At 68.4% G+C, this 26003-nt stretch carries 22 protein-coding genes, 1 tRNA gene and 1 pseudogene; 14 read left to right on the forward strand and 10 right to left on the reverse strand.

Annotation, left to right across the window (positions count from 1 at the left end):
- Positions 1-94: 94 nt before the first annotated feature.
- The 8 genes from V5F74_RS19710 to V5F74_RS19745 are packed head-to-tail and all read left to right on the forward strand — an operon-like array spanning position 95 to position 9838.
- Positions 95-910, forward strand: a complete 816-nt coding sequence (locus tag V5F74_RS19710; protein WP_374250008.1) for an ABC transporter permease — start codon at positions 95-97, stop codon at positions 908-910.
- Complete coding sequence (locus tag V5F74_RS19715) at positions 907-1662, forward strand: ABC transporter permease (protein ID WP_394009758.1); 756 nt, start codon at positions 907-909, stop codon at positions 1660-1662. Before V5F74_RS19710 ends, V5F74_RS19715 begins: the two co-directional genes overlap by 4 nt.
- 30 nt (positions 1663-1692) lie before the next feature.
- On the forward strand, positions 1693-2748 hold the full coding sequence (locus tag V5F74_RS19720) for an ABC transporter substrate-binding protein (RefSeq protein ID WP_394009759.1): 1056 nt from the start codon (positions 1693-1695) through the stop codon (positions 2746-2748).
- Between the two features lies 1 nt (position 2749).
- Entirely contained in the window at positions 2750-3505 is a 756-nt protein-coding gene (locus tag V5F74_RS19725; protein ID WP_394009760.1) for an ABC transporter ATP-binding protein, read from the forward strand.
- A gap of 8 nt (positions 3506-3513) precedes the next feature.
- Positions 3514-4926: an MmgE/PrpD family protein gene (locus V5F74_RS19730; RefSeq protein WP_394009761.1), complete on the forward strand. Its 1413-nt coding sequence runs from the start codon at positions 3514-3516 to the stop codon at positions 4924-4926.
- Positions 4923-6017, forward strand: coding sequence for a DSD1 family PLP-dependent enzyme (locus V5F74_RS19735; protein ID WP_394009762.1), 1095 nt, complete (start codon positions 4923-4925; stop codon positions 6015-6017). Before V5F74_RS19730 ends, V5F74_RS19735 begins: the two co-directional genes overlap by 4 nt.
- A gap of 33 nt (positions 6018-6050) precedes the next feature.
- Positions 6051-8150: a hydantoinase/oxoprolinase family protein gene (locus tag V5F74_RS19740; protein ID WP_394009763.1), complete on the forward strand. Its 2100-nt coding sequence runs from the start codon at positions 6051-6053 to the stop codon at positions 8148-8150.
- Positions 8151-8161: 11 nt separating this feature from the next.
- On the forward strand, positions 8162-9838 hold the full coding sequence (locus V5F74_RS19745) for a hydantoinase B/oxoprolinase family protein (RefSeq protein ID WP_394009764.1): 1677 nt from the start codon (positions 8162-8164) through the stop codon (positions 9836-9838).
- Positions 9839-9955: 117 nt separating this feature from the next.
- Here the strand turns inward: V5F74_RS19745 and V5F74_RS19750 are convergent, their stop codons facing one another.
- Complete coding sequence (locus V5F74_RS19750) at positions 9956-11671, reverse strand: hydantoinase B/oxoprolinase family protein (protein ID WP_394009765.1); 1716 nt, start codon at positions 11669-11671, stop codon at positions 9956-9958.
- Positions 11665-13746: a hydantoinase/oxoprolinase family protein gene (locus V5F74_RS19755; protein WP_394009766.1), complete on the reverse strand. Its 2082-nt coding sequence runs from the start codon at positions 13744-13746 to the stop codon at positions 11665-11667. The genes V5F74_RS19750 and V5F74_RS19755 overlap by 7 nt, the downstream gene beginning before the upstream one ends.
- A 169-nt stretch (positions 13747-13915) precedes the next feature.
- Here V5F74_RS19755 and V5F74_RS19760 point away from each other — a divergent pair, with 169 nt between their 5' ends.
- From V5F74_RS19760 to V5F74_RS19770, 3 genes and pseudogenes are all read left to right on the forward strand, one after another.
- Positions 13916-14812, forward strand: a complete 897-nt coding sequence (locus V5F74_RS19760) for a LysR family transcriptional regulator (protein WP_394009767.1) — start codon at positions 13916-13918, stop codon at positions 14810-14812.
- A 29-nt stretch (positions 14813-14841) separates the two neighbouring features.
- Positions 14842-15093: pseudogene (locus V5F74_RS19765) on the forward strand (integrase core domain-containing protein); the annotation flags it as partial.
- The gene (locus V5F74_RS19770) at positions 15090-15443 is read left to right on the forward strand and encodes a hypothetical protein (protein WP_394009768.1); all 354 of its coding nucleotides are present in this window, start codon (positions 15090-15092) and stop codon (positions 15441-15443) included. The pseudogene V5F74_RS19765 and the gene V5F74_RS19770, both read left to right, overlap by 4 nt.
- Before the next feature lie 173 nt (positions 15444-15616).
- On the opposite strand, the gene V5F74_RS19775 is transcribed toward V5F74_RS19770, so the two are convergent.
- From V5F74_RS19775 to V5F74_RS19790, 4 genes are all read right to left on the reverse strand, one after another.
- Positions 15617-15692 (reverse strand) — tRNA-Ala (locus tag V5F74_RS19775).
- 98 nt (positions 15693-15790) lie between these two features.
- Positions 15791-19069 (reverse strand): efflux RND transporter permease subunit, encoded by a 3279-nt coding sequence (locus tag V5F74_RS19780; RefSeq protein ID WP_394009769.1) that lies wholly within the window; start codon positions 19067-19069, stop codon positions 15791-15793.
- A gap of 2 nt (positions 19070-19071) precedes the next feature.
- Positions 19072-20112 (reverse strand): efflux RND transporter periplasmic adaptor subunit, encoded by a 1041-nt coding sequence (locus tag V5F74_RS19785; protein WP_394009770.1) that lies wholly within the window; start codon positions 20110-20112, stop codon positions 19072-19074.
- A gap of 51 nt (positions 20113-20163) precedes the next feature.
- A complete protein-coding gene (locus V5F74_RS19790; protein WP_024281123.1) occupies positions 20164-20367 on the reverse strand; it encodes a YgaP family membrane protein in 204 nt (67 codons plus the stop codon).
- A gap of 128 nt (positions 20368-20495) precedes the next feature.
- Here V5F74_RS19790 and V5F74_RS19795 point away from each other — a divergent pair, with 128 nt between their 5' ends.
- A complete protein-coding gene (locus V5F74_RS19795) occupies positions 20496-20789 on the forward strand; it encodes an ArsR/SmtB family transcription factor (RefSeq protein ID WP_029877678.1) in 294 nt (97 codons plus the stop codon).
- 278 nt (positions 20790-21067) lie between these two features.
- Here V5F74_RS19795 and V5F74_RS19800 read toward each other — a convergent pair whose 3' ends face one another.
- Positions 21068-21721: a class I SAM-dependent methyltransferase gene (locus V5F74_RS19800; RefSeq protein ID WP_394009771.1), complete on the reverse strand. Its 654-nt coding sequence runs from the start codon at positions 21719-21721 to the stop codon at positions 21068-21070.
- Positions 21718-22137, reverse strand: coding sequence for an EVE domain-containing protein (locus V5F74_RS19805; RefSeq protein ID WP_374251513.1), 420 nt, complete (start codon positions 22135-22137; stop codon positions 21718-21720). The genes V5F74_RS19800 and V5F74_RS19805 overlap by 4 nt, the downstream gene beginning before the upstream one ends.
- A 151-nt stretch (positions 22138-22288) precedes the next feature.
- On the opposite strand from V5F74_RS19805, the gene V5F74_RS19810 reads away from it, so the two are divergent.
- Complete coding sequence (locus tag V5F74_RS19810) at positions 22289-22588, forward strand: antibiotic biosynthesis monooxygenase family protein (RefSeq protein WP_394009772.1); 300 nt, start codon at positions 22289-22291, stop codon at positions 22586-22588.
- A gap of 168 nt (positions 22589-22756) precedes the next feature.
- Positions 22757-23506 carry a YkgJ family cysteine cluster protein gene (locus tag V5F74_RS19815; RefSeq protein ID WP_394009773.1) on the forward strand — a complete coding sequence of 250 codons (750 nt, stop codon included), beginning with the start codon at positions 22757-22759 and terminating at the stop codon, positions 23504-23506.
- A 343-nt stretch (positions 23507-23849) separates the two neighbouring features.
- On the opposite strand, the gene V5F74_RS19820 is transcribed toward V5F74_RS19815, so the two are convergent.
- Entirely contained in the window at positions 23850-24833 is a 984-nt protein-coding gene (locus tag V5F74_RS19820; protein WP_394009774.1) for an NAD(P)H-dependent glycerol-3-phosphate dehydrogenase, read from the reverse strand.
- Between the two features lie 4 nt (positions 24834-24837).
- The gene (gene tsaD / locus V5F74_RS19825; RefSeq protein ID WP_250165194.1) at positions 24838-25896 is read right to left on the reverse strand and encodes a tRNA (adenosine(37)-N6)-threonylcarbamoyltransferase complex transferase subunit TsaD; all 1059 of its coding nucleotides are present in this window, start codon (positions 25894-25896) and stop codon (positions 24838-24840) included.
- Between the last annotated feature and the right edge of the window lie 107 nt (positions 25897-26003).

Genomic DNA, 26003 nt, shown 5'->3' on the forward strand with positions numbered 1-26003 from the left:
CAACTAGACACGTAGTCAGATACGCATATAGGATCACTTTCAGCCGCATATTGCCAGCGGCACCGCGCCCCGAGAGCTGGAGGCCGATGCACCCATGAGCGACGTCGCCGTCCCCTCCCAGCCGCCCGCGCCGCGCAAGCTGCCGGCGCGCCTGGGGCAGCGCTCCCTCAGCATCGTGTATCTGGCGTCCCTGGTGGCCGGCCTGCTTGTGTGGCAACTGGTTGCGCAAGGATATTCCAGCTTTGTCCTCGCCTCGCCGCTGAAAGTGCTGGCCCGGCTGTGGCAGATGACGCTCTCCATGGAGCTGCCCCGCGCGCTCGGCGGCTCTTTGCAGCACATGGCGCTGGGCTATGTCATCGCCTGTGCCATTGCGCTGCCCGTGGGCCTGCTCATGGGCCGGATGCGCTTCGTCAACGACCTGCTCGATCCGGTGGTGAACCTGATCTATGCGGTGCCGAGCGTCGCCTGGGCCCCGTTCATCATGATCTGGTGCGGCCTCTATTTCGAGGCCCGCGTGGTGCTCGTGGTTATCATGTGCGTGTTCGACATGATCATCGTGGTGAGCACTGGCGCCCGCAACGCCGACCCCCGGCTTCTCGCCGTGGGCCGGGCCTTCGGCGCCTCTCCCTGGCAGCAGGTGCGCATGGTGCTGCTGCCCGAAAGCCTGCCCTTCCTGTTTACGGCGCTGCGCATCGGCGTGGTGCGCGCGGTCAACGCCATGATTACCGCCGAACTGTTTCTCGCCGCCGTCAATCTCGGGGCGATCATGAAGCAGTCCGCCGTGCGGCTCGATAGCGCCGCAGTGCTGGGTATACTTGCGGTACTCTGCCTGCTGGGCTTGGCGTTGCAAGAACTGCTGCTGCTGGCTGAGCGTCGCGTCTGCATCTGGCGGCCGGAGGGCCGGCGATGAGTACTCGCTCGCTGGCGGTCAACGCGCTCGGCATTCTCATTGTTCTCGCCCTGTGGCAGGTCGCCGGCATGCGGCTCGGCGAGGCCTTGGTGGCAACCCCGGTGCAGGCCGCCGTCAGCCTGGTCGCCACCTTGCGCGAGGGGGCCTTCTGGCCGGCGCTGTGGTCCATGCTGTGGCAGATGCTGATCGGCTATGCGGCGGCACTGCTCGTGGGCATCCCGCTCGGCATCGCCATGGGCCGCTCGAACCTCGTGCTGGCCATCGTGAAGCCTTGGGCCTCGTTGTTCATCGTGGTTTCGGCGGCGGCCATCGTGCCGCTGTTCATCATCCTCATGGGACGGGGCGTCCTATTCTGCACGTCCATCGTGTTCGTCGCCACGGTCTGGTACGTGGTGCTGACCATGACGGAGGCCGCGCGCGGCGTGTCGCCCCGCCTGCTGGACGTGGCCCGCGCCTTCGATGCATCCGGCTTCCAGCGGTTCCGGATGGTCATCCTGCCGGCCCTCTATCCCTATGTGCTGATCGCCGCCCGTATTGGCCTGGTCCACGCGTTGCGCGCCATGGTCACTGCGGAAATGTTCATCTCCGCCGGCTTCGGCGGGCTGCTGAACGATGCGGGCCTCGATCTGTCCACTGCGCCCTTGTTCGCGCTGATCGTGATGCTGATGCTCATCTCCATCAGCGCCACCGGCGTGCTGCGCTGGATCGGGCACCGCTCGGCGCCCTGGTACCGGAGCCAGACCGGCGGCTGACGACGCCTTCCAATAAAAAGGGGACCTTCCATGTTCGATATGCTCAGCCGACGTGACCTCTTGCGCACCAGCCTTTCCGCCGGCGCCGCCCTTGGTGGCATCCTGACCCTCGGCCCGGTGTCCCGGGCTTTTGCGGCTGCACCCCGCGTGCTCAAGGTCAACACCTTGGCCTCCGCCGCCGCTGTGAACGTGCCCATGCAGGCGGCGCTGCGCATGCAGCTCGGCAAGATCAGCGGCTTCGCTGACGCCGAGGTGCGCCCCACCGCCAAGATCCCGCAGATCGCCCAGGAGGTGATCGCCGGCTCCGCGGACATCGGCGACGCCGACGTGGCGTCTACCCTCGCCGCCGCGGAGGCCGGCGCGGACCTCAAGATCATCGGCCTGTCCTACAGCAACACCTCCCAGGTGATCGTGGTCAATGCCGACAAGACCAAGAGCCTGGAAGAAATCGCCACCAACGGCGGCACCATCGCCGTCAATTCCATCGGCGACTTCATGTACGTGATGCTGATCGGCGTCCTGCAGAAGCGCAACATCGATCCCAAGAAGGTCAATTTCATCGAGATGGGCAGTTCCGGCGACCGCGCCCGCGCGTTGCTCGCCGGTCGCGTCGATGCGGTGCCCATGCATATCGAGCAGGCCGCGCAACTGAAGGAGCGGGGCAACTACCAGATCCTGGTGCGCCCGTGGCAGGAATATCCCAACTGGTTCAGCGCGGTCATTATGACCACCGGCGCCTGGCTCCAGAAGGATGAGAACAAGCTCGCCGCCGTGGCGCTGCTGAAGGCCGTCCTGACCTCCTTCCGCAGCACCGATGCGGACTATGCCTGGTACAAGGCGCAGGTCGGCCAGTACGCCTCCTCGAAGGAGCTGAAGGCGGCAGGTGACGATTTCCTCAAGCCGATCTGGAAGACGCTCACCGAGGACATCAAGGCCTTCCCGCCGAAGATGGAGACGCTGACCCCCGACGACGTCGCCAAGGTGATCCCGGTCTACAAGGCGGCCGGTGCGCTGAACGGCACGGTGGACCTCAACAAGCTGATCGACCGCACCTATCTCGAACAGGCGATCAAAGAGCTCGCCTGACATGGCACATCTCACGGTCTCGAACATCTCGAAGTCGTTCGCCGGCTTGCCGGTGCTGGTGGAGCAGTCGCTGGAGGTCCAGGAGGGCGAGTTCGTCGCCCTCCTCGGCCCCTCGGGCTGCGGCAAGTCCACCCTGCTGCAGATCATCAACGGCCTGGTCAGCGCCGATTCCGGCCGTGTCGTGCTGGACGGCAAGGACATCACCGGCAGGACCGGCAGCGGACGCGGCATGGTGTTCCAGGGATCGGATCTGTTTCCCTGGCGCACGGCGCTGGAGAACGTGGCCTTCGGGCTGGAGGTGATGGGCGTTTCCAAGGCCGAGCGCACACGCCGCGCCATGCATTATCTGCACATGGTCGGTCTCGACGGCGCCGCCGACAAATGGCCCCATCAATTGTCCGGCGGCATGCAGCAGCGGGTGGGCATCGCCCGCGCCTTCTGCATCCAGCCCTCCTTGCTGCTCATGGACGAGCCGTTCGGCGCCCTCGACGTCCAGACCCGCGACATCCTCCAGGATGAACTGGTCCGCATCTGGGAAGCCGAGCGCAAGATGGTGCTGTTCGTCACCCATGGAATCGAGGAGGCGCTCTATCTCGCCGACCGCATCCTCGTTTTCAGCAAGCGCCCGGCGCATGTGCTGAAGGAGATCACCGTTCCCTTCGAGCGTCCCCGCAGGGAAGACATGAAGCTCGCCCCGGAATTCCTGGAGCTGCGCCGCGAGATCTCGGACCTGCTTCGCCACGACATCAAGGCCTGAGCGATACCATGAGCATGCACACCCCCGGCACACCGGACATCGGCAGACGCCTCGCTGCCGATCTCGCGCGCCTTAGCTTCGAGGACCTGCCGCCGGACGTGGTGCAGCTCACCAAGCTGTTCACCCTGGATACGCTGGGCGTGATCGGCGGTGCCGCCAAGGCTCCCGGCATGGCGGAGTTGCAGGCGGCGCTGACCGAATGGGAAGCGAATGGCACGTCCACGCTGCTGCTGAGCGGGCGCATGGCCAATCCGGTCACCGCGGCGCTGGCCAATGGTGCGGCCGCGCACAGCCTGGATTTCGACGACCAGCACGACCCGGCCCGCGTCCACGTGTTCTGTGTGGTGCTGCCGGCGGTTCTGGCCGCGTTGGAAGCTGAGCGGAAGATCAGCGGGAAGGACGCCCTCGCCGCGATCGCGGTGGGTGTCGAGGTGTTCTGCCGGCTGGGCCTGGCCTGCTACAATTCGCTGGGCAAGGGCTGGCATCCCACCACGGCCCTGGGCACCATCTCCGCCGCCGCCGCCGTCGCCAAGCTGTACAAGCTCGACGCCGAGAAGACCCTGCACGCCATGGCGCTGGCCTTCGTGCAGTTGAGCGGCACGACCCAGTTCATTGCCGACGGCGCGCTCGCCAAGCGCATCGGGCCGGGCTTCGCCGCCCGGTCCGGCGTGCTGGCGGCGCAGATGGCCCGGCACGGCGTCACCGGCCCCTGGCGCTTCCTGGAGGGCAAGGCGGGCCTGTTCGAGCTTTACGAGCGCGGCGAGGTGCGGCCCGAGATCCTCTCCGACGGGATCGGTGAAATCTGGCGCGTACGCGAACTCAGCATGAAGCCCTATCCGTGCTGCCGCTGCGTCCACACGGTCATCCAGATCGCGCTCGATTACCGCGCGGAAGGCATCACCGGCGCCCACATCGCTTCAGGCACCATCGAGCTCAGCGAGGTAAACCGCCAGATCGTCGGTTCGCCGTTCGACCAGGGCCACCACAATCCGGTGGTCCACGCCCAGTTCAATGCGGCCTATGCCTTCGCCGCCGCACTTACCGACGGCAAGGTGACCATCCCCACTTTCACGCCCGGTCGCATCCGCGCACCGGATGTGGCCTTCGGCTCGCTATTCGAGACCATCGCCGCCGCCGACATGGAGCCCACCGCCGTCCCCCCGGCCCGCGTGCGGCTGCATCTGAAGGATGGCCGCACCCTGGAGCGCACCCGCTGGACCATGAAGGGCGCCCCCGACGAGCCGATGAGCGAAGAGGAAGTGTTCGCAAAATTCCGCGCCTGCCTGGAGCACGGCTTCGGTACGGTACCGGATGACGCGACTGCGCTTCAAGAACAGGTGATGCGGCTGGACGAGGCGCCGACGGCGCGTGATCTCATCGCATTGTTCCTCAGGTGCCGCCAGAACGGGCGCGCCGCATGACGCCGCACGCTCTCGCCCCGCTCGACGGGATCGATACGCCGGCCCTGCTGGTGGACGTCGACGTGATGGAAGCCAACATGGCGCGCATCATCGCGCGTTGCCGGCAGGCCGGCGTCGGCTGGCGGCCCCATTGCAAGTCGCACAAGTCGCCCGACATCGCCCGGCTACAGATCGCCGCCGGCGCCATCGGCATCACCTGCGCGAAGCTGTCGGAGGCCGAGGCGATGGCGGAGGCGGGTATCACCGACATCCTCATCGCCAACCAGATCGCCGGCCCGCTCAAGATCGCCCGGCTGATGGCCCTGCGCCAGCAGGTGGATGTGGCCGTGGCGGTGGACGGCCCGGACAATGTGGCCGCCTTGGCCGCTGCCGCACAGACCGCCGGCATGCGGCTGCGCGTGCTCATCGAAGTGGATACGGGCACGCGGCGCGCCGGGGTGCTGCCCTGCGCGCCGGTGGTTGAACTGGCGCGCATCATCGCGTCCCATCCCGGATTGGAGCTGGCCGGCGTGATGACCTGGGAGGGTCACACCACCCGCATTCGCGACCCCGCCGAGAAGCGCGCCGCCATCGCGCAGGCGGTGGGCGATCTGGTGCGCAGCGCCGACCTGTGCCGCGCGGCGGGCTTTCCCATTGCCATCGTCAGCTGCGGCGGCACCGGTACGTTCGAAACCTCCGCCGGCATTCCCGGCGTAACCGAGATCCAGGCTGGCGGCGGCATCTTCGGTGATGTGCGCTACCGCACCATCTACAATGTGCCGTTGGACTACGGGCTGACCGTGCTCTCCACCGTCACCAGCCGGCCGACGCCGCAGCGGGTGATCTGCGATGCCGGCAAGAAGGCCATGAGCACGGATGCCGGCATGCCGCTTCCGCTGGATTTGCCGCCGGTCGCCTCGGTAGGGTTTTCCGCCGAGCACGGCAAGATCGAATTGCAGGGGCCGAGCGAGGAACCGCGCGTCGGCGACCGCATCCGGGTGGTGGTCGGCTATGCCGACACCACCGTCCATCTCCATGACGAGATTCATGCCCTGCGAGCCGGGCAGATCGTGCACATCTGGCGCATTCCACGGGCCGCGCGCCTGCGCTGACGCGCCATCCCCCAACCAGCATCAGAGACTTGTATGACACGCGCAGCGGCAGACCCGTCCTATCGTCTCGGCGTCGATATCGGCGGTACCTTCACCGACGTGGTGCTGATGAGCGCCGATGGCTCCATCTTCAGCAAGAAGGTGCTGTCCACCCCTCTCGATTATAGCGAGGGCATCGAGACCGGCGTCTCGGCGCTGCTGGCCGAGCTGAACATCGCCGCGTCGCAGATCCGCGAGTTCGTCCACGCCACCACGGTGGCCACCAACACCATCATCGAGCGCAAGGGCGCCAAGGTCGGCCTCCTCACCACGCGCGGCTTCCGCGACGTGCTGGAGATCGGCCGCTTCCGCACACCCAAGCTCTATGACATGACCTACAAGAAGCCCGCCCCGCTGGTGGATCGCCACCTGCGCCTGGAGGTGGACGAGCGCATCGCCGCCGACGGCAGCGTCATCACCGCTCTCGACGAGGTCGCGATGACCGCGGCCGCCAAGGTGTTCGCGGCGGAAGGTGTCGAGGCAATCTCGGTGACCTTCATCAATTCCTACGCCAATGCCGCGCATGAGCGCCGCGCCGCCGAGATGCTGCGCCAATTTCTGCCGGGTGTTCCGGTGACCGCCTCGATCGACCTGCTGCCGCAGCTGGGCGAATATGAGCGCACCTCCACCACGGTGGTGAACTCCTACATACGCCCGGTGGTGGAGCGTTATGTCTCGGCCCTCAAGGCCCGGCTCGATCGCCTCGGCATCCGGGCCCCGTTGATGATCATGCAGTCCTCGGGCGGCATCTCGCCCGGCGACGTGGTGGCCCGCCAGCCCATCGACATCATCGAGAGCGGACCGGCCGCCGGCGTGCTGGGCGGCCAGCGCCTGGGGGTGAAGATCGGCATCGGCGACATGCTGGTGTTCGACATGGGCGGCACCACCGCCAAGGCCACCGTCATCGAAAAGCACGCCTTCTCGCTGTGCCCGGAGACCGAAGTGGGCGGTGGCGCGGCGCTGGGCACGCGCATGATCAAGGGCGCCGGCTATCCGGTGCAAGTGCCCACCATCGACATCGCCGAGGTGGGCGCCGGCGGCGGCTCGATCGCCGCCAGCGATGCGGCCGGCGGCCTGCTGGTCGGCCCGCGCAGCGCCGGGGCCGAGCCCGGCCCGGTCGCCTACGGGCGCGGTGGCACCAGCCCCACCGTGACCGACGCCAATCTGGTGCTGGGCTATCTCAACCCGCATGCCTTGGTCAGCGGCGAGCTGAAGCTGGACATGGACGGTGCCCGCGCCGCCATCGCCGCGCTGGGCGAGAGGGTCGGCCTTCCGGCCATTGAGACCGCCTACGGCATCCACGCCATTGCCGACGCGACCATGTTGCGCGCCCTGCGCGGCGTCTCCTCCGAGAAGGGCCGCGATCCGGCGCAATACGCCATGTTGGCCATCGGCGGCAACGGGCCTGTGCATGCCTGCTCGCTGGCCCAGGCGGCGGGCATGACCCACATCGTGGTGCCGCCTGTGGCCGGGCTGTTCAGCGCGCTGGGCATGTTGTTTGCCGACGTGGAGCACCAGTTGGTCCAGGCCTTCTATCGCCGCCTGGACGAGACGGACCTGACGCGCCTGGAGGAGGCCTTTGCGCCCTTGCGCGCCCGTGGCCTGGAGATGCTCCGCGCCGAAGGCTTCGCCATGCCGGAACGGCAGAGCGTCAGCCTGTTCGCGGATCTGCGCTACATGGGCCAGACGACGCCCTTGACCCTGCCGGTGCCGGATGGCGCCGACGCTTTGGAGAAGCTGGCGGCCGCCTTCCATACCGAGCATGCCGGCGTGTTCGGCTATGCTTCGCCGCACGAGCCGATCCAGTTCGTCTCGCTCAAATTGGTGTGCCGTGGCGTGCCCGAGCATCCGCGCATGCCCGACCAGGCCCGGCGCAGCGCCGAGAAGACGGCCACCGCCCATGTGCGTCGCGCCTATTTCGGCCCGGAGGGCTGGTTCGATACACCCGTGGTACCGCGTGCGGCACTGGCCGCCGGCGCCATGTCCGGGCCGCTGATCGTCGAGGAATACGACACCACCATCGTCGTCCTGCCCGGCTGGAGCGCAGCCCTCGACAGCTGGAACAACGTCCTCGTCACACGCAGCGCAGCGTGAGGGAGCCTGACATGACGATCATCGATCCCGTCCGCCGCGAACTCTTGAAGAACGCCCTCATCACCACCGCCGACAACGCGCTGGTCATGGTCACGCGTACGGCGCGCACCTCCAACGTCAAGAACAGCATGGATTTCTCCGCCGCCATCTGCGACGGCCGGGGCCGGCTGGTGGCGCAGGGGCTCGCCGTGCCGGTGCACCTGGGCGTGGTGATGCCGGCGTTGGACGCCTGCCTCGCCCATTTCGGCGAGGATGTGCGCGAAGGCGACGTGCTGGCCAGCAACGATCCCTATTCGGGATGCAGCCACCTCAACGACATCTTCACCTTCAAGCCGGTCTATGTGAAGGGCCGGCGCATCGCCTTCGTGAGCCTGATCCTGCACCATTCGGACCTCGGTGGCCGGGTGCCCGGCGGCAACGCCGCCGACAGCATGGAGATCTTCGAGGAGGGACTGCGCATTCCCCCGCTGAAGATCGTCGAAGCGGGCAAGCCCAACGAGACGCTCATGCGCATCATCGAGTTCAACACCCGCGTGCCGGACCGGGTGATGGGCGACGTGCGGGCGCAGCTCGCCGCCCTCGACCAGGCCGCGGCCGAAGTGGAAAAGCTCGCCGCCACCTGGGATCCGGATGTCCTCGATGCCTATCTGGACGACCTCATCGACTATGCCGAGACGCTTACCCGCGCCGATCTTGCGGCGCTGCCGAACGGTTCCGTGGAGTTCGTGGAGTGGAATGATGACGACGGCGTCGGCAACGGCCCGATCCGCATCCACCTGAAGCTCACCAAGACTGGCAGCGAGATCGAGGCCGACCTCACCGGCACCGACGACGACAAGGGCGGCGCCGTCCATTGCAACCGCGCCTTCACCGTCTCCTGCGTCTATGCCGCCATCCGCACCGTGCTCGGTGCGTCCATTCCCAACAATGCCGGTCTCTACCGCGCCATCACGGTCAAGACCCGGCCGGGCACCTTCGTGGACGTGCGCTATCCCGCGGCGGTGGGCTCACGCGGCCAAGTGGGCTTCCGCCTGCGCTCCATCGTGCTGGGCGCGCTCGCCACCTTGCTGCCGGGCCGCCTGCCGGCCTGCGCCGGCGGCTCGGAATTCGCCATCGCAGCCTCGGGCAACGATGCGGCGGGCCGCCGTTTCCTGCATCTGGAGTTCCACAACAACACCGGCCTCGGTGGCGGTCCGGACAGCGATGGCCAGGATGCCGGACCCTACTGCATCGGCAACCTCGCCAATGTGCCGGTGGAGCTGATCGAGGCCGAGCATCCCCTGCGCATCGAGGAATATGCCTTCCTCCCCGACACCGGTGGTGCCGGCCAGTATCGCGGCGCTCTGGGCATGGTGCGGCAGTATCGGCTGCTGGTGGACGATGTGCAGGTGCAGGTGCGCTCCGACCGCTTCACCTCCCAGCCCTGGGGCCTGTTCGGAGGGGGACCGGGCGCGGGCGCCAAGTCCATCTTGAACCCCGGCCCGGATGCCCAGCCGCTGCCGTCCAAATTCACCCGCCGGTTCAAGAGCGGCGACGTCCTGCGCTTCGAGATGGCGGGGGCCGGCGGCTACGGCGAGCCGGCCGCCCGCGATGTGGCGCGGATCGCCGAGGATCTGCACCAGGAAAAACTCACCCCCGAATACGTGCGGAAGACCTATCCCGAAGGGGCTGCCGCGCCGAACGCCTGATGGCCCGAAACGTCAGATAAAAGGCTGCGGCGCCGCATCAGTCGCCGCGGCGCGGCGCCCCTCTTTTGCGAGCTGTGTTGATCCCTTGGCCTGGGTAGGGATGGCGGGGATTGAACATCAGGACGTCCGGTGCACCGAATCTCTGCGGTCGGGCGGTTCTGGCGCGTCCTCCAGCCCATAGACCGCGCGCGCCGCGGCAGCGCTGACATAACCGAATGCCACATCGCGGCGCACCGCGTCACGATCACGGGAGCGGGGGTAGCCATAGCCGCCGCCACCCGCCGAGGTGCACACGAGGCAGGCCCCCGGCTCCAGCACCACGCCGCTGTCGTGCACGCCCAGACGGTGCTCACTGCTGTCGGCTTGGGCAATACGGTAGTCGTGGCCTGCCCCGTCCGCGCCACCGCCGGTACCGAAGGGCGGCACCAGCACGCCCTCGCCCGAGGCGTTGAGCACCGCCGGCGTGGTGCCGTCATAGCGCAGCCGCATCAGCCCGCCGAGGCCGCCGCGCTGCTGCCCGGCGCCGCCGGTGTCGGGCGCCAGGGCATATTCCTCCACCACCAGCGGATAGGAGGCCTCGGTGCGCTCGATGGAGGGCGAGGGCGTGCCGCCGGGATTGTGCAGGCCGCCGAGGTTGGGCCAGCCGTCGTGATCGCGATTGCCGCCGGTGCCGCCCTTGTTGAAGAAATAGTGCCAGATGAAGGGCCGCCCCTGCCGGTCCGAGCCGGCCAAGGCGAAGCGGAAGCGGCGGGCGAAGCCGCCGATGGCACGATCCGGATCGGCGCCCCCCAGCGCCTGGAGCACCGCCTCAATGAGCGCGCAGGCGGTGGAGGAGGTGCAGGCCCCCACGGGGGCGGGCAGCACCGGGTCCAGGAGGCTGCCGGGCCGGGTGCGGATCTCGATGGCGCGGGCGCTGCCGTCATTCAGGCCCTGCTCATCGCCGCTGAAATAGAGAAAGGCCACCATCACCGCCGCGCGGGTGTTGGCATAGGGGCTGTTGATGAAGGCCGGCACCTGGTCGGGGCATTGGGTCAGGTCCACCACCGCGCGCCCGTCCTCCAGGGTGACGATGACGGGAATGGGAAGCAGGTGGCCGGGCGCCGGCTCGTATTCCATGCAGCTGCGCCCCTCGTACCGGCCCTGGCGACAGCCGCGCAGCATTTGCCGCATGATGGCCTCGCCGCCGTCCAGCACCGCGCGGACGCAGGCCTCGATTTCCTCGGCGTCATAGCGCCGGAACAGCTCTTCCAGCCGCGCCGCGCCGGCCTTTACGGCCGCGAGCTGCGCCATCAGGTCGCCTTCCAGGTCCTCCGGCCGGCGGGAATTGCTGGCCACCATCCGCAGCACGTCGCGGCGCACGCCGCCGCGCGCCGCCAGCTTCACCGGCGGGATGCGCAGCCCCTCGTGCCAGATCTCGCGGGCGGCGGCGCTGTAGCCGCCCGCCGACAGGCCGCCGATGTCGCCCTGGTGGGCCCTGAGCGCCACCCAGAAGCGCAGCTTTCCGCCGTGGAAGAAGGGCATGGCCAGCGTCACGTCCGGCAGATGGCTGCCGCCCCAGAACGGGTCATTGGCCATCAGGATGTCGCCGTCGAAGAGGTCGTCCTCGAAGGCCTCCGCCATCAGCCGCACCGCCAGCGGCATGGCGCCCATGTGGATGGGCACGCGCTCGGCCTGTGAGACGGTCTGGATGTCGGAGGACAGCAGGACGGCGGAGAAATCCTGGTTCTGGTTGAGGATGGGCGAGAAGCACGTATGCGTCATCGTCTCCACCATCTCCTCCGTCACCGCCTTCAGCTTGTGGCGGACCACCGCTAGTGTCAGAGGGTTCAGCATGCCCGGTCTCCCGCGGGGGCGGCGGCGTCGGATAGGCAGAGGCTGCCGGTGGCATCGAGGGTGGCCGTGCTGCCCGGCAGCACCAGGACCGAGGTGGCCGCGGAATCGATCAGCGCCGGCCCGGCGATGACCATGCCGCGGCGGATCTGTTCGAACCAATAGACCGGCGCCATCACCGCCGCGCCAATGAAGATGCGGCGTTCCCCGGTGCGTGCCGCCGCGCAGTCCACGCCGCCCGCCGGTGCCGCGTCGAGCACGGGCAGGGCGAGCTTGGGCAGCGTGTTGAACACCGCGACGCGGCAGGTCTCCACGATGCCCGGCTCGCCAGGATGGGTGTGGTGGTAGAGTCCCTCATAGGTCGCGACGAAGCGCCGTTCGAGATCGGCCGCGGTGTCGTCCGGCTCCAGCGGCACCGGGATTGTGTGCACCTGCCGCTCGTAGCGGCAGTCGGCGAAGCGGCGCACGTGGATGTCGCCTGCATGGCCGCCACGACTGCGAGATGTCTCCAGCGCCGCGCGGCCCTCGACTTCCAGGGCGCCGAACACCTGCGCCAGCCGGCCGTCGTGCAGGTCACGGATGGGCGCGTTGACAGTCTGCTGGAGATCCTGCCGCACGTCCGCCGCAAGGAACCCCAGCGCGGAGAGCACCGAGGCCATGGCCGGGATGATGGCGGTGGGGATCTCCAGCTCGCGCGCGACCGCATTGGCGTGCAGCCCGCCGGCGCCGCCGAACGACATCAGCGCGAAATCGCGCGGGTCCATGCCGCGCCGCACGGTGGCGAGGCGGATGCCCTCGGTGATGCGCGAGGTGGCGAGCACGTGGATGGCATAGGCGGCCTCGTCCACGCCGATGCCCAGCGGGGCCGCGATCTCCTGTGCGATGACCGCCCGCGCCGCTGCCACGTCTAGTCGCATGCGCCCGCCGAGGAAGGTCTCGCCGGAGATGAAGCCGAGCACAAGATTGGCGTCGGTCAGCGTCGCTCGCGTGCCGCCCTTGCCGAAGCAGGCCGGGCCGGGCACGGCGCCGGCGCTCATGGGGCCGATGTCCAGCATGCCCCCGGCATCGATGCGGGCGATGCTGCCGCCGCCGATGCCGAGCGGATTGATCTCGATGGCGGGGGCCGCGATGCGCAGGCCCGCCAGCTCGGCGCGGTTGCGCTCCACCGGGACACCGTCCTGGATGATGCAAATGTCGGTGCTGGTGCCCCCGGTGTCATAGGTCACCAGTTGCGGCAGGCCAAGGGCGCGGGCGTAGAGTGCGCCGGCCATGGCGCCGCCCGCCGGGCCGCTGGTCACCGCCCCCACCGCCCGCGTGCCGGCCTCGGCGACCGGCAGCACACCGCCGTTGGACTGCATCACCTGCACCGGCACGGTGATGCCGCGCTCGGTCAGCCGCCCGAACAGGCGGTTCAGATAGGTCTTGAGGCCGGGGCCCACATAGCCGTTCACCACCGCCGTGGAGAGCCGGTCATATTCGCCCTCCCGCCCGAGGATCTCGTGGCCCAGCGAGATGAAGGGCTCCCAGCCGGTGGCGGCGATGGCCGCGCGCGCCGCCCGCTCGTGCGCGGGCCGGCGGTGGGCATGGAGGAAGCAAACGACGACCCCGTCCACACCGGCCGCGCGCAGGGTGGCGATGGCTGCGTCCAGGCTCTCGGGGTCGAGCGGCAGCACGGCTGTGCCGTCCGGCGCGACGCGCTCGCGCACTTCCAGCCGCAACGGCCGGGGAATGACCGGCGTGGGCGCGGCGGTGCGCAGCGCATAGCGGTTGTCGCGCGCGCCCTCCCGCAGCTCCAGCAGGTCGCGAAAGCCCTGGGTGGTAATGAGCCCGAGGCGCGCACCGCGCCGCTCCACCAGGATGTTGGTGGCCACCGTGGTGCCATGGATGAACAGCTCGATGCCCGGCAGGAGGGTATCCAGCGTCAGTTCCAGTTCGTCTGCCAGCAGTTTCAGCGCGTCCAGCACGCCGCGCGAGGGATCGTCCGGCGTCGAGGGCGTCTTGACGAAGCGCAGGCCCCTCAGCGGGTCGGCCGCCACGAGGTCCGTGAAGGTTCCGCCCACATCGACCCCGATCATCATGAGCAGGCTATCCGGTCGCCAGCCATCCAACGCATGCGCCTGAAACTCCCGTTCTGATGTCCTGGGACAATCTGCAGGCGGCGGGATCGATCTCACAATTGCAATCTGATATCGATCATGATGCCGAAGTGAGATACCTTTCAGCAGCTCCCAGCCCGAGCGCCCGCCCATGAACCTCACGTCGCTCCGCTATTTTGTCGCCGTGGTGGAGGCCGGCTCCATGCGCGAGGCTGCCGAAGGGCTGCATGTGGCGCAGTCCGCGCTCAGCCGGCAGATCCAGAACCTGGAGCAGGCGTTCGGCGCGCCGCTGCTGTCGCGCCTGCCGCGCGGCATCGCCCCCACCATGGCCGGGCGCGTGCTGCTGCGGCATGCGCGGGACACCCTCTCCGCCGTGGCCTTAGCCCATGACGAGATCGCCGCCTTGCAGGGGCTGCGTCGGGGCGAAATCCGCATCGCCACCATCGATCCGTTGGCGGAGGACATCCTGCCCGGCCTCATCACCCGCTTCCAGGCCCGCCACGCGGACATCTCCTTCGATGTCCGCGTCGGCAATACCCGCCAAGTGCAGGGGCTGGTGCGCGAAGGGCTGGCGGAAATCGGCATCGGCTACAACCCGCCGCCCGACCCGGACCTCGCTGTGCTCACCGCCGTGGACCAGCCGCTGACGGCCTTCGTCGCGCCGGATCATCCGCTCGCCGCGCAGCCCGCCATCGCTTTGGAGGCGCTGGAGGGCTGCCGGCTCATCCTGCCGCCCGCCCGCTCGCCGACGCGGCGACTGATCGACGAGGCCATGCGGCGCCAGGGCGTCACCGCGCGGGTGGCGGTGGAGAGCGATTCCGTGGCGCTGCGCCTGAACACCGCCGCGCGCACGCAGGCGGTGGCGCTGCTGGCGGAACTGTCCGGCCGCACCGCGGTGGCGCAGGGCCGGCTGGCGGGCGTGCCCATTGCCGACCCGGCCGTGGAGAACGGCAGCATCCAGATCTTCGCCCTCAAGGCGCGCCAGCGCTCCCGCGCCGTCACCGCCTTCCTGCGCGGCCTCCAGATGGCCATCCGCCACGCACGGTGAACATCGGCGGCACCGTAAGGCGAGGAGGCTATGCGAGGGGCGTCACGCTCGATTTCTTCCGGCGAGGAAAGCTCACCGACAACGCGTTCATCGATCCCTTCAATGGGTGCTTCCGGAGTGAATGCCTGAACACCCACTGGTTTCTGACGCTTGCCGACGCGGTGAAAAATGATGGAGGCTTGGCTTAGAGACTACGACGAGGATCGGCTGCGTGGGGCCGCCGGCCATAACCCTCCGATCATGTTGCAGAACTCCGGCGGTGCCCCAGCCCACCGCCGTGAGCAAGGCCGGAAAATCCAACTTCCGGCGGTCCAACGAATGGTCTCGGATCACCTTGGCGGGACAAACAATGGTGTGGAATTTATTTCGCGGCTTAAGGCAGGTTTTCAAGGGTCGTGTAGTCAAAAAAATTGACACCACAATCGGTGGTGGGGGCGTAACAATTTCGCTCCGCCTTAAGGAAGGGCGTGACGGAGATTTATACGTCGTTCTCGTGCGGAACGCTGGGAATTATCTCAGCTATGACCCAATGGAACTGGCCGAGTTTGAAACACTTTTCAGTGCCATGCAGGAAATTCGCATTGCTGCGACGAGATCACCAGACTTGGCTATCCGCTCCAACCGTCCGTAGCTCGCTGGCCGACACAATCTGCCGTCCCGCTCGATCCCGCCCATTTCCAGCAAATCCCGATTGTGTCTACCGGGGACCACCACGAGCGAATGCAGGTGCTGGGGCAGATGCCAGGGCACGATTTCTCGCGGCCGGGATTCTTTATTGTATTTCAGGTGTTTATGAAATTTTGTTGGTGGAGCCGAGGGGAATCGAACCCCTGACCTCTGCAGTGCGATTGCAGCGCTCTCCCATCTGAGCTACGGCCCCGAACCGTGGGAGGCGCCATTTATGATTTGGGGCCCCATGCTGTCAAGCGGGGAAAATCCCGGCGAGGACGGGATTTTCCGGCTGTCCACCGTTCCGCGTCACATCCCTTTCGGTCCGGCCGTGCGCTGGCCTCTCAGCACCACGTAGATGGCCGGGATGACCAGCACGGTCAACGCCGTGGACGAGGCGAGGCCGAACAGCAGGGAGATGGCGAGGCCCTGGAAGATCGGGTCCGTCAGGATCACCGCCGCGCCGATCATCGCCGCCAAAGCGGTGAGGAGGATGGGCTTGAACCGGATGGCGCCCGCTTCCAGCAACACTTCCTCGAGCGGACGGCCGGGTGTGCGGGCGTGGCGGATGAAGTCCACGAGCAGGATGGAGTTGCGCACGATGATGCCGGCCAAGGCGATGAAGCCGATCATGGAAGTGGCCGAGAAGGGCGCGCCGAACAGCCAGTGGCCGGTCATTATTCCTATGAATGTCAATGGGATAGGCGTCAGGATGACAAGCGGCAGCTTGAACGAGCCGAACTGCGCCACCACCAGGATGTAGATGCCGAGGATGGCGACGATGAAGGCGCCGCCCATGTCCCGGAACGTCACCCACGTCACCTCCCATTCGCCGTCCCACAGGAGGGTCGGCTTCGCCTCGTCGGAGGGCTGGCCGTGGAGGGCGATGACAGGCTTGGGCAGGTCGCCGAAATCCATGTTTTCCAAGGCTTTGGACACAGCCATCATGCCATAGACGGGGGCCTCGTAGGCGCCGGCGAGGTCGGCCGTGACCATCTCGGCGGGTCGGCCGTTGTGGCGGAAGATGGGGAAGGAGGCGGGTTCGCGGACGACGCGGACCACGTCGCCCAGTTCCACCACCCCGCGCCCGCCGGGCAGGGCGTTGGCGGGCACGGGCGTCGCCAGGGTGCGTTCGTCTACAGCCTTGTTTCCCTTTGACATTTCGAGCCGGATCGGGATCGGTGCCCGGCCGCCGCCGCGGTGGGAATAGCCCAGGGTGCCGCCGGCGAAGATACCGCGGATGGCGTCGTACACATCCCCTTGTTCCACCTTGTAGAATTCGAGGTTGTCCTGGTCGATGGCCAGGCGGACGCGCTCCCCGGGGGTGCCGAAGCTGTCGTCTACGTCCACGATAAAGGGAACACTTTCAAAGGCTTGGCGCACCTTTCGGGCGACCGCGCGGCGGGTGTCCGGGTCGGGGCCGTAGATCTCGGCGAGGAGGGTCGCGAGCACCGGCGGGCCGGGCGGCGGCTCCACCACCTTGAGCGACGAGCCCGGCGGAAGTGCGATTGATTTCAATCGGTTACGGACGTCGAGCGCGATCTCGTGGCTGGTGCGGGAGCGCTCGCCCTTCTCCTTCAGGTTGATCTGGATGTCGCCCTGCTTGGGGGCGGCCCGGAGGCCGTAGTGGCGCACCAAGCCGTTGAAATTGAAGGGCGCAGCGGTGCCGGTGTGGGTCTGGAAGGAAACCGACTCCGGCAGGTCCGAGAGCGCGTTCACCATGGCATTCAGGGTGGAATCGGTGCGTTCCACAGGGGTGTCAGCTGGCATGTCCAGAATGACGGCCAGTTCGGTCTTGTTGTCGAACGGAAGCAGCTTCACCGTCACCGCGTGGGTGTAGAAGAGGCTCAGGGAGGCGAGGGTCGCCACCCCCACGGTGGCGAGGAAGGCACCTGAGCGGGCGCGGGAGGCGAGGATGGGGCGGGCCACCCTGACATAGAAGCGCCCCAGCCGGCCGCCGTCGGCGGCTTCGCCATGGGTGCCGGCATCACCTTGCCCCGCCCGGCCGGCGATCCTGAGCATCAGCCAGGGGGTGAGGACGACGGCGACGAAGAAGGAGAAGACCATCGCCGCCGAGGCGTTGGCCGGGATGGGGCTCATGTAGGGGCCCATCATGCCGGAGACGAACAGCATGGGCAGCAGTGCCGCCACCACGGTCAGCGTCGCGACGATGGTGGGATTGCCCACCTCGGCCACCGCGTCGATGGCGCCCTGCGCGCGGGAACGCCCGTCCTTCATGGCCCAGTGGCGGGCGATGTTCTCGATGACGACGATGGCGTCGTCCACCAGGATGCCGATGGAGAAGATGAGCGCGAACAAGCTGACGCGGTTCAGCGTGTAGCCCATGAGGCGGGCGGCGAAGAGGGTGAGCAGGATGGTGGTGGGAATGACCACCGCCACCACCAGCGCCTCGCGCCAGCCGATGGCGAAGCCCACCAGCACGACGATGGAGACGGTGGCGAGGCCGAGATGCAGCAGCAGCTCGTTGGCCTTCTCGTTGGCGCTCTCGCCGTAATTGCGGGTGACCTTCACCTCCACGTCGGCGGGGAGGGTGGAGCCGTTTGCGGCCTTGATCTGGTTGAGCACCTCCTCGGCGATGACCACCGCATTGGTGCCGGGGCGCTTGGCGATGGCGAGCGACACCGCGGGGCGCCGGGTGAGGCCATCCGGCCCCTTCTCGATATGGGTGACGTAGTGCTCGGCCGGCTGGGTGGCGAGGGTCACGTTCGCCACGTCGCGCACATAGACCGGGCGCCCGTCGCGGGAGGTGAGGAGGATGCCGCCGATCTCGGAGGGGGTCTGCAGGGTCTGGCCGGCAACGAGGGTGCGCTGGCCATTGGCCTCGCGCACGGTGCCGGTGTTGAAGGTGCGGTTGGCGCCTTCGAGCTTGCCCTGCAACTGGGCGAGGGTGATGCCGTAGAGGGAGAGGCGCTCGGGATCGGGCGCGACGCGGATTTCCTCCGGCTGCTCGCCCACGATGTAGGTGAGGCCGATATCGGGCAGCTTGGAGATGTCGGCCTGAAGCTCCCGCGCGACGCGGGTGAGATCGTTGGCGGTCCAGCGGCTCGCGGCCTCGGGCTTGGGCACGAGGGTGAGCACGAGGATGGCCACGTCGTCGATGGAGCGGCCGACGATCAGCGGCTCGGTGATGCCCACCGGGATGCGGTCGAGATTGGCCCGCACCTTCTCGTGCACGCGCAGGATGGCGGCATCCGGGCTGGTGCCGGTGAGGAAGCGCGCGGTGACGACCACGCCGTCGTCCTCGGTCTGCGAATAGACGTGCTCCACCCCGTCGATGGCCTTGACGATGGTTTCCAGCGGCTCGGTGACGAGCTTCACCGCATCCTCGGCCTTCAGCCCCTGGGCCGAGACGCGGATGTCCACCATGGGCACGGAAATCTGCGGCTCCTCCTCGCGCGGCAAAGTGACGAGCGCGATGAGGCCGAAGGCGAAGGCCGCGAGCAGCAGCAGCGGGGTCAGGGGGGAGGCGATGAAGGTGCGCGTCAGCACGCCGGCGATACCGAGGGGGCGGGTCTCGCCCGAATGGGTCTCGCCCGAATGAGGCACGCCGTGGGAGGTCTCGCTCATGGTCAGTGCCCCGCCGCGGAGATCAAGTCCCCGTCCTTGAGGCCGGTGAGAATTTCCACCCGTTCGCCATCATCGCCGGCAAACCGCTCGCCGAGGATGACGGGCACGTCGAGCGGCCCGCCTGCGGTGGCCAGCGTCACATAATCGATGCCGTGCTGGGTCCGGATGAGGGCGGCCGGAACGGCCAGTACCGCGCGCTTGCCGATCTCCACCCACACCAGCGTGCGCTCGTTGACGAAGTAGTTGCCGAGGTCGTTCACCTCCACGTCGGCCATGACGCGGCCGGCGGAAATCTCCGGATAGACCTTCACGATGCGGCCCGGCCGGGCGGTGGCGGGAGAGCCGGCCTTGTCCTGCGAAATGCCGCGCTCGCCGATGCGCACCGTGCCGCCCTCGCGGATGGAGGCGGCGTGACGCTCCGGCAAGGAGAGCCTGAGGTAATAGGGGCCCGAGGCGACTCGGGCGATCTCGTCGCCGGCCAGCACCACGCTGCCGGGCGTCACCGGCACGGTGAGGACGCGGCCGTCGGCGGGCGCGATCACGGCGCCCTCGCGGGCGCGCTGGAGCACCACCGCGCGGTCGGCCTGCGAGGCCGTGACCTGGTTGGTGGCGACATCGAACTGGGTCTTTGCCGTATCGAGCCGCGCCTGGCTGGCGACGCCGCGGGCGACGAGCTGCTGGGCGCGATCGAGTTCGATCTTCGCATTGTCGAGCTGGGAGGTCAGCTCCTTGATCCTGGCGTCGGCGGCATTGAGCGAGAGGGCGTTCTTGTCGTCCACCACCAGGGCGATCTCGTCGCCCTCCTTCACGCTGTCGCCCTCGGAGACGGAGACGGCACGCACGGTGCCGCCGATGCGGGCGCGGGCGGGCACCACGGTGCGGCTCTTGACCTCGCCGAAGACGCCCTTCAGCTCCGGCACCTCCACGTTGTGGACGGTGAAATCGGCGGCGCGGGCGGTGCCGGGGAAGGCGCCATACGCAGGCAAAAGGGCAGCCATCGCCACCGCGAGGGCCGCGGCGGGCGGGATGAAGCGCAGGGACATGGTGGCTCTCTCTGCCCGGCCTCGCGCCGGGCGGGGGTCAGAAACGGGAGTTCAGGTGAAGGCGACGCCGGGCTTCACGCCCAGCTTCTTCAAGAGGATGGCCGCCGGGCAGAAGCCGGTGACGGACGCCTGCATCAGGTTCGCGCCCACGAAGGCGGTGAGCCAGAAGAAATAGGGCGACACGGTGAGGCCGAGGCCGAGCGAGGCCAGCACCATGAAACCCGCAAACATCATGACGATGCGATCGACAGACATTATCCTGCTCCCGAGATCCTGCTTCGTTGAGGCGCTCTTTCGGGCGTCCCTTCCGTGCGGGGCATCCCGCGTTGCCATTGCATCTAACATTCGATTATCATAAATTCAAGACTATGAATGTTGTCGAGATGATCCCCGCTTCGGAGCGGGCCGCCGAACTGATGCGCAGCCTGTCCCACCCGCAGCGCCTGCTGGTTCTGTGCGCGCTGGTGGACGGCGAGAAATCCGTCGCGCAGCTGCGCGACGAACTCGCCATCGAGCAGGTGCCCATGTCGCAGCAACTCATGCGGCTGAGGTCGGATGGGCTGGTCGAGGCCCGTCGCGAAGGCACCAGCGTGTTCTATCGCATCGCGCGCGAGGAGGTGCTGGCGGTGATCGCCGCCCTTCACAAGGCGTTCTGCCCGAACCGGGTGGAGTGCTGAGGGGAGAGCGCGGCGCGGACCGGATGCGCCTTTGTTGCCCCCGTACGATTGGGGCCTCCGCCTGTCCCGGGAACCACTCCCGCGCCCCGGACGCATGGAGCGTCAGCGGAATGGTTCCATACAGGCCGTCATGGCCGGGCTTGTCCCGGCCATCCACGTGGAGCGGCTAGGGACGGCTGTCCAGCGAATGTCCCATCGGCCCGACGTGGATGCCCGGCACAAGGCCGGGCATGACGATGGAGTTGCGGCGAGGCTCCGTCGAGCACGCCAGACAGGCCTTAAGCCGGCCGCCACACCGCCGTGCGCTTGATCTCCATGTCCTCCAGCTCCCGCGTCACCGGCACCGAGTATTCCGCGAGCTTTTCCAGCCGGTCCTTCGGCAGATAGGTGCGGCCCGGATCGCCGATCAGCACCGTCGCGCCGCGCGCGGCGAGGGCGAGGAGCCAGGCGAACACCTTCTCCGAAAGATCGCGCTCATAGGCGATGTCGCCCGCGAGCACCGTGTCCCACCCATCGTCGCGGCCGATGAGGTCGTCCTGCGTGGGGGAGAGCACGACGCCGTTCGCTTCCCCATTGAGGGCGATGGCGGCCACCGCGAAGGGGTCGATGTCGGCGCAGGTCACGCCCGCCGCCCCCGCCTTCATGGCGGCGATGCCCACGAGCCCCGAGCCCGAGGCGAAATCCAGCACGCGTTGCCCGCGCACCGTCTCGGGATGGTCCAGCACATGCCGGGCGAGGGCCTGCCCGCCGGCCCAGGCGAAGGCCCAGAAGGGCGGCGGCAGGCCGAGTTCGCCCAGTTCCTCCTCGGTGCGATGCCAGATGGGCACCGCCTCGTCGGCCACATGGAGAGAGACCTCCGGCACCAGCGGCACCGGGCGCAGGCGCGTCTCGGCGCGGATGAAGGCGTTCGGGTCGGTGATGGGGCGGCTCACCCCTTGATGCCGCCCATGGCGCACACGAGGGCCCATTCCTCGTCCGTCACCGGCTGCACCGAGAGGCGGGAGAACTTCATCAGCGCCATCTCGGCAAGCCGCGGCTCGGCCTTCACGGCGGCGAGGGTGACGGGGGTCTTCAGCGGCTTCACCGCCTTGATGTCCACCATCACGAACTTGCCGGTGGGGTCGGAGGGGTCCGGGTAGGCCTCCTTGATGACCTCGACGATGCCGACGATCTCCTTGCCCTCGTTGGAATGGTAGAAGAAGCCGGTGTCGCCGATCTTCATGGCGAGCATCTGCTGCTTGGCGAGGTGGTTGCGCACCCCGTCCCAGTGGGTGCCCTTGGCCCCCGCCTTCACCTGCATCTCCCAGGACCATTTGAAGGGTTCGGACTTGTAGAGCCAGTGGGCCATGGCAATGCTCGCGTTCGCAATCGATGGTTCGGATGTGCCGTTTCCGGCCTTGCTTGGCAAGGCATGATGGCGAGGATTGCGTGTTGCGGCCGAGGCCTTAATGTCCGCCGCCGGCGGCGCGGACGGGCGCCGCACCACGAGGAAACGCACCATGGTCTATGAGATTGCCACGCTCGACATCAAGGAAGGGTCCGAAGCCGCCTTCGAGGCGGCGGTGAAGGAGGCGGCGCCCTATTTCCAGAAGTCGCGCGGCTGCCGCGGGATGGCGCTGGAGCGCTGCGTGGAGACGCCCTCGCGCTATTACCTCGTGGTCACCTGGGACAGCGTGGAGGACCACATGGTCCACTTCCGCAATTCCCCCGAATTCCAGGAATGGCGCCGCCTCGCCGGCCCGCACTTCGCCAATCCGCCGTCCGTGGAGCACACCAGCGTGACGGCCACCTTCTTCTGATCGCGTTCCCGCCCCCTCCGGCAGGGGGCGGGCCCCTACGCAGTTTCCCGGACTTGATGGCTATTCCCGATCGTACATAGCTTGTTCCATCTCAATGCTCCGGCGCACGCCCTTTGCCAGCGTGCCGGATCGCCCGTTTGGGGCGCGACGCATTTTTGGAGGCTTGCCGTGGCGATCGCTTCCGGGACGGACCCCGCGTCCGATGGTCCTGCCGCCTTTTTCCGTGCCCAGCATGCCGCCTTCGGCGCGACCCTCGGCGCCCATGCGGGCTCGGCCGAGCTCGTCGACCGCATCTGGATGCAGGCCTTCTCCAGCTACGAGCACAATGTGACCGAGCAGACGAAGGATCTGCCGCCGCTCGCCTGTCACAAGGGATGCGGCACCTGCTGCCGCATCCAGGTGGCGGCCACCATGCCCGAGGTGCTGATGGTGGCGCGCTATGTCCGCGCCATGTCCGAGGGCTTTCGCAAGGTGGGCATAGACCTGCCTGCCCGCCTCGCCGCCGCGCAGGCAACTGCGCCCGCCGCCTCCGGCACCATGGCGCTGGGCGGGGAATGCCCGTTCCTCGCCGAAGGCATTTGCGTGATCTATCCGGTGCGCCCGCTGGCCTGCCGGGGCCACGTCTCCTTCGATGCGGAGGCCTGCATCGCCGCACTGGAGGGGGAGGCGGACGAGGTGCCGGTCTCCGAATCCCACCGCACGGTGCGGGCGCTGGTGCAGGGGGCGCTGCAATCGGCCCTGCGCGATGCCGGCAAGCCGTGGGCGCTCTACGACCTGCTCGGCGCCCTGCGCATCGCGCTCGCCCACCCAGACGCCGAGGCGGCCTTCCGCGCCGGCGAGGATGTGCTCGACCCCGCCATCATCGCCCATGTGAGCCGCGAGGAGATGGGCCGCACCTTCGACCGGCTGAAAGCCTGAAGCCCGCGCGGCGCCTGAGCGAGACGGCCCATAAAGCCCGCGCGGCGTTTGAGCGAAGACAACGCCACAAGCCCGCGCGGCGCCTAAGCGAAGACAACGCCACAAGCCCGCGCGGCGCCTTTCCCATGTGCCGTCATCGCCCGCCTTGTGCGGGCGATCCACCGAGCCGCCAGAAGAGTGCCCGGCCTGCGAGAACCGGACGCGCGGATGGGTGGATCCCCCGGACGAGCCGGGGGATGACGCTTGTGAAGGGGCGATGACGGCGGAACACCGAGCTGGGGGATGACGGCTGTGAGAGGCGGCGCATGCGCTCCGGCCCCCCTTTCCTCACTCCACCTTTCGCTCACTCCGCCCTTTGCGGCCGTGCCATCAGCGCCTCGATGGCGCCGTCGATGCCGAGGCGGCCGGCGAGCACGGCGTCCACGGCGGCGCTGACGGGAACGTCCACGCCCTTGGCCGCCGCCATTTCCACCAGCACGCTGGCGGTGAAGGCGCCTTCCGCCAGTTTTCCCGCCCCCGCCTCGCCCGCCCCCAGCGCGCGGCCGAAGGCGAAGTTGCGCGATTGCGGGCCGGAGGTGGTGAGGATGAGGTCGCCGAGGCCGGAGAGGCCGGTGATGGTCTCCGGCCGGGCGCCATAGGCGGCGCCGAAGCGCATGAGTTCGGCAAAGCCCCGCGCCACCAGGGCGGCGGCCGCGCTCGCCCCCAGCCGGCGGCCGGCGACGATGCCGGCGGCGATGGCCAGCACATTCTTCGCCGCCCCGCCGATCTCGGCGCCGCGCACGTCGGTGGAGTGATAAAGCCGCAGCGTGGAAGAGCCGAGGGCCTGCGCAAGGTCCTTCGCCAGCGCGCCGTCGCCCGCCGCCAGCGTCACCGCCGTGGGCAGGCCCGCCGCCACGTCGGTGGCGAAGCTGGGGCCGGAGAGCACGGCGGGGCGGGCGCCGGGCAGGGCCTCGGCGATCACCTCGCTCATGAAGGCGCGGGTGCCGCGCTCGATGCCCTTGGCGCAGCAGATGACGGGCAGTCCCGCCGGCACGCGGGAGCCGAGATGCCCCAGCGCCTCGCGGCAGGCCTGCGCCGGCACCACCAGCAGCACGGCGTCGCACTCGGCGATCAAATCGAGGTCGGAGACGGGGGAGACGGCGGGATCAAGCGCGATGCCCGGCAAATCGGCGCGGTTCTCGCGGGCCGACGCCATGTCGGCCATGGCCCCGGCGTCGCGTCCCCACAGCACCACCTCGCGCCCGGCGCGAGCGGCGGCATTGGCGAGGGCGGTGCCCCAGGCGCCGGCGCCCATCACGCCGATGCGGCGAAAGCTGGAACCCGACACCGTGTCAGGCCCGCGCGGTGGCGGAGGCGGCGGCCGCCGGATCGAGCGGCCAGCGGGCGCGCGGGCTCACGTCGAGCCGGTCTCGGATGCCACGGGCGAGCCGTTCGGCTCCGGCCCAGGCGATCATGGCGCCATTGTCGGTGCACAGCACCGGCGCCGGCATGGCGAAGCGGGTGTTCAGCTCCGCCGCCACCTTGGCGAGGCTCTCGCGGATCATGCCGTTGGCGGCGACGCCGCCGGCCACCACCAAAGCGGTGGGGCCGCGCCCCAGCCGGTCCCGGAAGGCGCGGGCGCCGGCGCGCACGCGGTCGGCGATGAGGTCCACCACTGCCGCCTGGAAGCTGGCGCACAGATCCGCCACGTCCTCGTCGGAGAGCGGGGCGAGGCGGTCCGCCTCCAGCCGCACCGCGGTCTTGAGGCCGGAGAGGGAGAAATCGGGCTCGCGCCGCCCCATGAGCGGGCGCGGGAAGGCGAAGCGGGCGGAATAGCCGTGCTTGGCCTGCTCCTCCACCTGCGGTCCGCCCGGATAGGGCAGGCTCAGCATCTTCGCCACCTTGTCGAAGGCCTCGCCCACCGCGTCGTCCAGAGTGGTGCCGAGGCGGGTGTATTTGCCCACATCTTCGATGGCGAGGAGCTGGGTGTGGCCGCCGGAGACGAGGAGCAGGAGATAGGGGAAGGCGACGCCATCGGTGAGGCGGGCGGTGAGGGCGTGGGCTTCCAGATGGTTCACCGCCACCAGCGGCTTCTTGGCCGCGAGCGCGATGGCCTTGGCGGTGGTGAGGCCGACGATGACCCCGCCGATGAGGCCGGGGCCGGCCGCAGCCGCGATGCCGGACAGCTCGGAATAATCCACGTTCGCCTGCCGCATGGCCTCGGCGATCACATGGTCCAGCACCTCCACATGGGCGCGCGCCGCGATCTCCGGCACCACGCCGCCATAGGGCGAATGGATTTCCACCTGCGAGCGGATGACGTTGGAGCGGATGTCCGACGCGCCCGAGGGCGAGCGCGTCACCACCGCGGCCGACGTCTCGTCGCACGTGGTCTCGATGCCGAGCACCATGAGATCGGGCAAACTCACATCCTCCCAGGCTATTGCGCGCCGCCATTGCGCTGCGCCGCAACGCCGCCTATCCCGTTTCGAATCCCTCGCGCATTCTACGCATCCCT

This window comes from Xanthobacter aminoxidans, assembly GCF_043193615.1.
GTDB lineage: Bacteria > Pseudomonadota > Alphaproteobacteria > Rhizobiales > Xanthobacteraceae > Xanthobacter > Xanthobacter aminoxidans.

Bases quoted from the DNA above. Each gene is read 5' to 3' on its own strand.
- V5F74_RS19750 (WP_394009765.1), bottom strand. From the start codon at position 11,671: ATGCTGAACCCTCTGACACTAGCGGTGGTCCGCCACAAGCTGAAGGCG.
- V5F74_RS19785 (WP_394009770.1), bottom strand. From the start codon at position 20,112: ATGTCCCTGCGCTTCATCCCGCCCGCCGCGGCCCTCGCGGTGGCGATG.
- tsaD (WP_250165194.1), bottom strand. From the start codon at position 25,896: ATGGTGCTCGGCATCGAGACCACGTGCGACGAGACGTCGGCCGCGGTG.
- V5F74_RS19810 (WP_394009772.1), top strand. From the start codon at position 22,289: ATGGTCTATGAGATTGCCACGCTCGACATCAAGGAAGGGTCCGAAGCC.
- V5F74_RS19735 (WP_394009762.1), top strand. From the start codon at position 4,923: ATGACGCCGCACGCTCTCGCCCCGCTCGACGGGATCGATACGCCGGCC.
- V5F74_RS19780 (WP_394009769.1), bottom strand. From the start codon at position 19,069: ATGAGCGAGACCTCCCACGGCGTGCCTCATTCGGGCGAGACCCATTCG.
- V5F74_RS19745 (WP_394009764.1), top strand. From the start codon at position 8,162: ATGACGATCATCGATCCCGTCCGCCGCGAACTCTTGAAGAACGCCCTC.
- V5F74_RS19755 (WP_394009766.1), bottom strand. From the start codon at position 13,746: ATGATGATCGGGGTCGATGTGGGCGGAACCTTCACGGACCTCGTGGCG.
- V5F74_RS19790 (WP_024281123.1), bottom strand. From the start codon at position 20,367: ATGTCTGTCGATCGCATCGTCATGATGTTTGCGGGTTTCATGGTGCTG.
- V5F74_RS19740 (WP_394009763.1), top strand. From the start codon at position 6,051: ATGACACGCGCAGCGGCAGACCCGTCCTATCGTCTCGGCGTCGATATC.
- V5F74_RS19715 (WP_394009758.1), top strand. From the start codon at position 907: ATGAGTACTCGCTCGCTGGCGGTCAACGCGCTCGGCATTCTCATTGTT.
- V5F74_RS19725 (WP_394009760.1), top strand. From the start codon at position 2,750: ATGGCACATCTCACGGTCTCGAACATCTCGAAGTCGTTCGCCGGCTTG.
- V5F74_RS19760 (WP_394009767.1), top strand. From the start codon at position 13,916: ATGAACCTCACGTCGCTCCGCTATTTTGTCGCCGTGGTGGAGGCCGGC.
- V5F74_RS19720 (WP_394009759.1), top strand. From the start codon at position 1,693: ATGTTCGATATGCTCAGCCGACGTGACCTCTTGCGCACCAGCCTTTCC.
- V5F74_RS19805 (WP_374251513.1), bottom strand. From the start codon at position 22,137: ATGGCCCACTGGCTCTACAAGTCCGAACCCTTCAAATGGTCCTGGGAG.
- V5F74_RS19730 (WP_394009761.1), top strand. From the start codon at position 3,514: ATGAGCATGCACACCCCCGGCACACCGGACATCGGCAGACGCCTCGCT.
- V5F74_RS19795 (WP_029877678.1), top strand. From the start codon at position 20,496: ATGATCCCCGCTTCGGAGCGGGCCGCCGAACTGATGCGCAGCCTGTCC.
- V5F74_RS19710 (WP_374250008.1), top strand. From the start codon at position 95: ATGAGCGACGTCGCCGTCCCCTCCCAGCCGCCCGCGCCGCGCAAGCTG.